Raw genomic sequence first — 5,086 nt, forward strand, 5'->3', positions numbered from 1 at the left:
ATTTCGCTGTTCAGGTCACTGTCGGACGATGCGAACTATCTCGGGCAAGTGGGAGGCTTCGGCACTCTCGGATCCGCCCGGGCACTGCAGGTTAAGTTCGAGGAAAAGGCGGTTGGCGGCCCGGATGCGCTCGTCGATGTGTTGGCGAGTCATATCGCGGTCGTGGTGGCAATGCAGGCTCAGTTTCAAGCCTGCATCGACAACGCATTCGAGCAGGAGTCGTCGAACGTCTCGACTTTGAGGTCGATCGACCAACCGAACTGAGTCAGTGGATGTGTTGCTGCCAATCGGCTGGGACACGACCCTTAGGCCCCGGCGTCGGCTGATCTACGGGATGTGAAGTGGGCGCGGCCAATTCTGGTCCATCGTATGCCTCGTTGGTTTCGAAGCTCCAGAACCAATCCTCACCGGGTTCGTAGCTCTGCATGAACGGATGCTTCGTCGAGGCCGCATGCTTGCTCGCGTGCTGTGACGGTGAGGAGTCGCAACACCCCACGTGACCGCATTGCGCGCATCGACGCAGGTGCACCCACCAACCGCCGCTCGCATCGCATTCAACGCATCCCGCGCCACTGGGCGGCACGCTCGGATCGATCCCCGCTGAAAGTCCGTCGGTCATGGTCCACCCTCTCGCTGACTGAAGTCGGTCATTTCATCGTGCGCTTTGCCTACCGGCCGTGCAAGGGCGACTAGTCGTCGCGCGTATCCCGCGGTGGGCCCGCGATGGGCAGCAAAACTCTGAACCGGGTGTTACCGGGCTCAGACGTGACCCGAAGCTCACCACGATGCTTGCCGACCACAATTCGCCACGAAATATCAAGGCCGAGACCGGTTCCCTCACCAACAGGCTTAGTCGTGAAGAAGGGTTCGAAGATCCTGTCGATGACGTCATCGGGAATCCCGGCGCCGGTGTCGCAGATCTCGATGCACACGCGGTCGCCATCGCGGCTTGTCCGAACGGTGAGTGTTCCCGATCCGTCCATGGCAGACACCGCATTGTCGATCAGGTTGGTCCACACCTGATTGAGTTCGGCGGCGTAGGCGTCGATCGGAGGCAACGCAAGGTCGTACTCCTTGACGACTTCGATTCCGCTTACGATCTTTTGCCCCAACATGATCAACGTGCTGTCGAGCAATTCGTGGACATCGATGGTCTGGAAGGGAGCGCGATCCATCTGTGAATACTGTTTGGCCGCACCGACGAGCGTCGAGATCCTCGTTGTGGAGTCGGCGATCTCGTTCATCAGGAGTTCGGATTCGATGGTGTAATTCAGCCAGCGAATTGCGCCTTCGAGTACGGACTCGTCAACGGCTGCAGCAACGTTCTCGAGCCAAGCGGTGTCGAGTCCAGCCTGCACGAAGGTCGGAGCCAGGTCCCAACCTTCTCGAATCGAATGATCCTCGAACCATTCACCCAACGAATCCTCCCGATCGGAGGCTTCGAGGGGAGTGAGCGTCGGCGCCTTGGCGACAACCTCTGCAACTTCCTCTTGAAGTCGCATGAGAGTGACGAGGGCATCGCGGTCGTAGGTGCCCGATGCAACCATTCCCAGTTTGTGGCGCATGCCTGCGACACGCTCACGCAACGACGCCGTCGCTCGAACCGCCGCAGCTGCAGGGTTGTTGAGCTCGTGAGTCAATCCCGCCGACAGTGATCCAAGCGCCAATAGCCGTTCTCGTTGGTCGATGATCTGCTGGGTGTTCTTCTTGCCGAAGAAAACACCTTCGAGTAGATGAACCGCCATCGGAAACCACTCGCGCATCGCATTGCCGAATTTGTCGGCGTCCAGGACGAAAAACGTCGAGGGCGTCGTCACCCGCATCGAACCGGCGTACACCTGCGGTACCCGATCGCCGAGATACGCCGTCCATCCTCCCGAGTAGACGCCGCGCTGGGTGGTCCTGTTGATCTCGATGTCTTCGCCGCCCGACAGCTTGGACAGCACCACCTCGCCCTCGATGAGGACGTAGAAGCAGGTGGCAGGCTCACCTTCGAGGTAGACCTGACCTCGATCGATTTCGGTGATATGGCCTGCCTGGCAGAGTGATTCGAGCTGATCGTCGGTGAGCTTCTCGAACAGGAACAGGGTGCGGAGCAAGTCTGGGCTGCATTCAGGAATGGACATCGAATCTCCCTATTGTTGAGCGAGATAGCGGTGGACGAACATCACGGCCATCGCGCCCTCTCCGACGGCCGACGCGACGCGTTTGGCCGATTCGGCGTGTACGTCCCCGGCGACAAACACTCCGGGGACACTGGTTTCGAGATGATGTGGTGCGCGGTCGAGCGGCCACCCGTCCGGTGTGACGCCTTCGGACGGAAGGTCCGGGCCGGCAAGAACGAAGCCATTTCCGTCGCGGACCACCACGTCTCCGAGCCAGTCGGTCAGGGGAGCGGCACCGATGAAGATGAACAACCACTGAGCATCGACAGTGTCTTCTTCTCCGGTGGCTCTGTTACGCAGTGTGATTCGTTCGAGGTGATCGTCACCCTCAGCGCCGACTACCTCCGTGCACGTGCGCACGGTGATCTTCGGATTCTTTTCGATCTGCTGAATCAGGTAGTAGGACATCGAGGCTTCGAGCGAGTTGCCGCGAATGAGAATGGTGACGGACCTAGCTCCGCGGGAGAGATAGACCGCAGCTTGCCCTGCCGAATTGGCGCCGCCGACTATGTACACATCCTGCTCGCTGCACCGAGCGGCTTCGGTGACGGCCGATCCGTAGTAGACCCCTCGGCCGGTGTATGTATCGAGTCCCGGCGCCGAAAGCTGGCGATAGGAAACACCGGTCGCCAAGATGACCGAATGGGCGTCGACCGACGAACCGTCGTCGAAACGCACTGTGCGGGCCGAGCCGTTGATTTCCAAACCGGTGACGTCTCGCGCGGTGATGACCTCGGCGCCGAACTTGGTTGCCTGGCGCCTCGCCCGATCGGCCAACTGTGCGCCGGACACTCCGTCGGGGAAGCCGAGGTAGTTCTCGATTCGTGAACTCTGGCCGGCCTGACCGCCAGTCGCCCGCCGTTCGATGAGGACCGTCCGAAGTCCCTCCGAAGCGCCGTACAGAGCAGCGCCCAGACCCGCAGGGCCGCCGCCGATGACAACGAGATCGTAAAAGTCTTCGGAGAGGGTGGTACTCAACCCGAGTTTGTCGGCGAGTTCGGCGTCAGTGGGCTCGACAAGGACATCCCCATTGGATGCGATGACGACGGGAAGCCGCAGTTCGTCGGTACCGGCAGCCGAGAGCAGTCGTTGGCCTTCCGGCTCGTCTGACATGTACCAGCGATAGGCAAGTTGGTTGCGTGCCAAGAACTCTCGGACGTCGGATGATCGCTCGGACCAACGATGGCCGATCACCTTGGTTTCCTCGGCGGGGTGATGACTCGAACTTGCCCAGGCATCGAGCAGCGCATCGATGACGGGGTACAGCTTCTCTTCCGGCGGATCCCAAGGCTTGAGGAGGTAGTGGTCGAGGTCGACGACGTTGATGGCGTCGATCGCAGCATCGGTGTCGGCGTACGCGGTGAGGAGAACGCGACGAGCTACGGGATACAGGTCCATTGCCTGTTCGAGGAACTCGATTCCACTCAAACCGGGCATGCGGTAATCGGCGACGATCACAGCGACTGCATCGCCGCGAAGTTTCATTTCACGCAAGGTTTCGAGAGCCTGGTCGCCGGACTCCGCACGAATGATTCGGTACTTCTCTCCGTACCGTTTGCGAAGGTCTCGAACGACGGCACGCGAAACACCAGGATCGTCGTCGACGCTGAGGATCGCTGGTTTGGCCGGGGCTTTCGGTGCGCTCACTCGGTGCCTTCCCGAAGTCGTAGTCAACCTCTCCAGTATGCGACTGCTGAGCTGAGCGTCAATCGCTGAAGATGCGCTCTGAGTGAACCGGCGAACCTGAACTGGGAATTTCGTGATTGCGGGAACCGATCGAGCCTCCGGTGCATCCAATACAGTGGGTCCACATCAACAGGGGGTGTCATGCGGGGGTCGGTGGGGGTTGGGCGACTGCTCATGGCTGGGGTGTTGGTGTGGGCTGCGGCAGGATGCAGCTCAGTCGTGGAGGGGGCGGCTGAGCCTGCATCCGGCCAAGAGGGATTGTTCGATCCGTGCAAGGACATTCCGGACTCGGTGTTGGAAGAAGTGGGGCTTGATCCGGCTACCGAGGAAGCTGGTGCGGCGGGCGTGGAGCAGCCAGGATGGAAGATCTGTGGGTGGAGCGGGTCCTGGTATTTCTTGACCGTGTATTCATCGTCGTACACCGTCGACGATGTTCGACGGAATCCTGATTTCCGAGGGTTCGAGGAACTCACTGTCGGTGGGCGGCGTGGTATCGAGTATCAGCGCGTCGACGACGAGGACAACAATGGTTGCTACCTTGCTTTCTCGGTCGAACACGGCTCAATCTGGTTCAACGTAGAACGAAAGCTGTCTGAGGCTCGGCAAGAGTCCAGTTGTGTTGTTGTGCAGCGTCTGTCGGTCAATCTTGAACCGACGCTACCGAAATGAGGTCTCGGTGAGTGGGTCTGATCGAAGCAATGGGTCTGACGACTCGCGACTGGAAGTTGAGCCAGACATCGCACGTGATGTGGTTGCGGCATGCGAAGGGTTTCTTGGCGAACTCGATCAGATGCGCAGAAATCTGTTCGTGATTGCGAATGTTTCTGGAATGGGAACGCTCCAATCTGGAATCAACCTGGCCGAGAAGTTCTCCAAGAAAGCTAAGGATGGTGAAGATTCGTTGGAGAAGTCATTGAACAGCCACATCCAGGTGGTCACCGAGATGCGGGACTTCTTCCAGCAATGCGTCGACCGCTACGGCGAAGTCGACGACTCGAATGTCTCCGCACTGGCAAGCGTCGAGACCCCTCGATAGACACAAAAAATCTCGCTGAGTCGATGGCATTCGACTCAGCGAGACTTGGGTAACGACTAGCTGGTGGGCAGGGCCTTCAACGACTTGACGGTGGCGTCGACCGCGCGAGCAGCCTCGGCGCCCTTCTTCACGAAATGCGTGCTGAAGTAGTCGACGTGCTCGGCGTGCTCGTGGAAGTGATGCGGCGTCAAGACCACCG

The 5,086-nt window shown here is 59.7% G+C and carries 6 protein-coding genes and 1 pseudogene; 3 read left to right on the forward strand and 4 right to left on the reverse strand.

Annotated elements, in window-relative coordinates:
• On the forward strand, positions 1-264 hold a 264-nt coding region (locus tag A2J01_RS14880), incomplete at its 5' end, for a hypothetical protein (RefSeq protein WP_064112996.1).
• Between the two features lies 1 nt (position 265).
• Here A2J01_RS14880 and A2J01_RS35130 read toward each other — a convergent pair.
• From A2J01_RS35130 to A2J01_RS14895, 3 genes are all read right to left on the reverse strand, one after another.
• Positions 266-619 (reverse strand): UBP-type zinc finger domain-containing protein, encoded by a 354-nt coding sequence (locus A2J01_RS35130; protein WP_082900872.1) that lies wholly within the window; start codon positions 617-619, stop codon positions 266-268.
• 70 nt (positions 620-689) lie between these two features.
• Complete coding sequence (locus tag A2J01_RS14890; protein ID WP_064112998.1) at positions 690-2,126, reverse strand: ATP-binding protein; 1,437 nt, start codon at positions 2,124-2,126, stop codon at positions 690-692.
• Between the two features lie 9 nt (positions 2,127-2,135).
• On the reverse strand, positions 2,136-3,812 hold the full coding sequence (locus tag A2J01_RS14895; protein WP_019749255.1) for an FAD-dependent oxidoreductase: 1,677 nt from the start codon (positions 3,810-3,812) through the stop codon (positions 2,136-2,138).
• Positions 3,813-4,025: 213 nt separating this feature from the next.
• Between A2J01_RS14895 and A2J01_RS14900 the strand changes: the two genes are divergently transcribed.
• Both A2J01_RS14900 and A2J01_RS14905 read left to right on the forward strand, forming a co-directional pair.
• Positions 4,026-4,520 (forward strand): DUF3558 domain-containing protein, encoded by a 495-nt coding sequence (locus tag A2J01_RS14900; protein WP_042447914.1) that lies wholly within the window; start codon positions 4,026-4,028, stop codon positions 4,518-4,520.
• A 160-nt stretch (positions 4,521-4,680) separates the two neighbouring features.
• The gene (locus A2J01_RS14905; protein ID WP_231915794.1) at positions 4,681-4,887 is read left to right on the forward strand and encodes a hypothetical protein; all 207 of its coding nucleotides are present in this window, start codon (positions 4,681-4,683) and stop codon (positions 4,885-4,887) included.
• Positions 4,888-4,943: 56 nt separating this feature from the next.
• On the opposite strand, the pseudogene A2J01_RS35135 reads toward A2J01_RS14905, so the two are convergent.
• Positions 4,944-5,086: pseudogene (locus A2J01_RS35135) on the reverse strand (6,7-dimethyl-8-ribityllumazine synthase); the annotation flags it as partial.

This window comes from Rhodococcus sp. EPR-134 (assembly GCF_001647205.1).
In the GTDB taxonomy this organism is placed as follows: Bacteria; Actinomycetota; Actinomycetes; order Mycobacteriales; family Mycobacteriaceae; genus Rhodococcus_F; species Rhodococcus_F qingshengii.

Bases quoted from the DNA above. Each gene is read 5' to 3' on its own strand.
- A2J01_RS35130 (WP_082900872.1), bottom strand. From the start codon at position 619: ATGACCGACGGACTTTCAGCGGGGATCGATCCGAGCGTGCCGCCCAGT.
- A2J01_RS14890 (WP_064112998.1), bottom strand. From the start codon at position 2,126: ATGTCCATTCCTGAATGCAGCCCAGACTTGCTCCGCACCCTGTTCCTG.
- A2J01_RS14900 (WP_042447914.1), top strand. From the start codon at position 4,026: ATGGCTGGGGTGTTGGTGTGGGCTGCGGCAGGATGCAGCTCAGTCGTG.
- A2J01_RS14905 (WP_231915794.1), top strand. From the start codon at position 4,681: ATGGGAACGCTCCAATCTGGAATCAACCTGGCCGAGAAGTTCTCCAAG.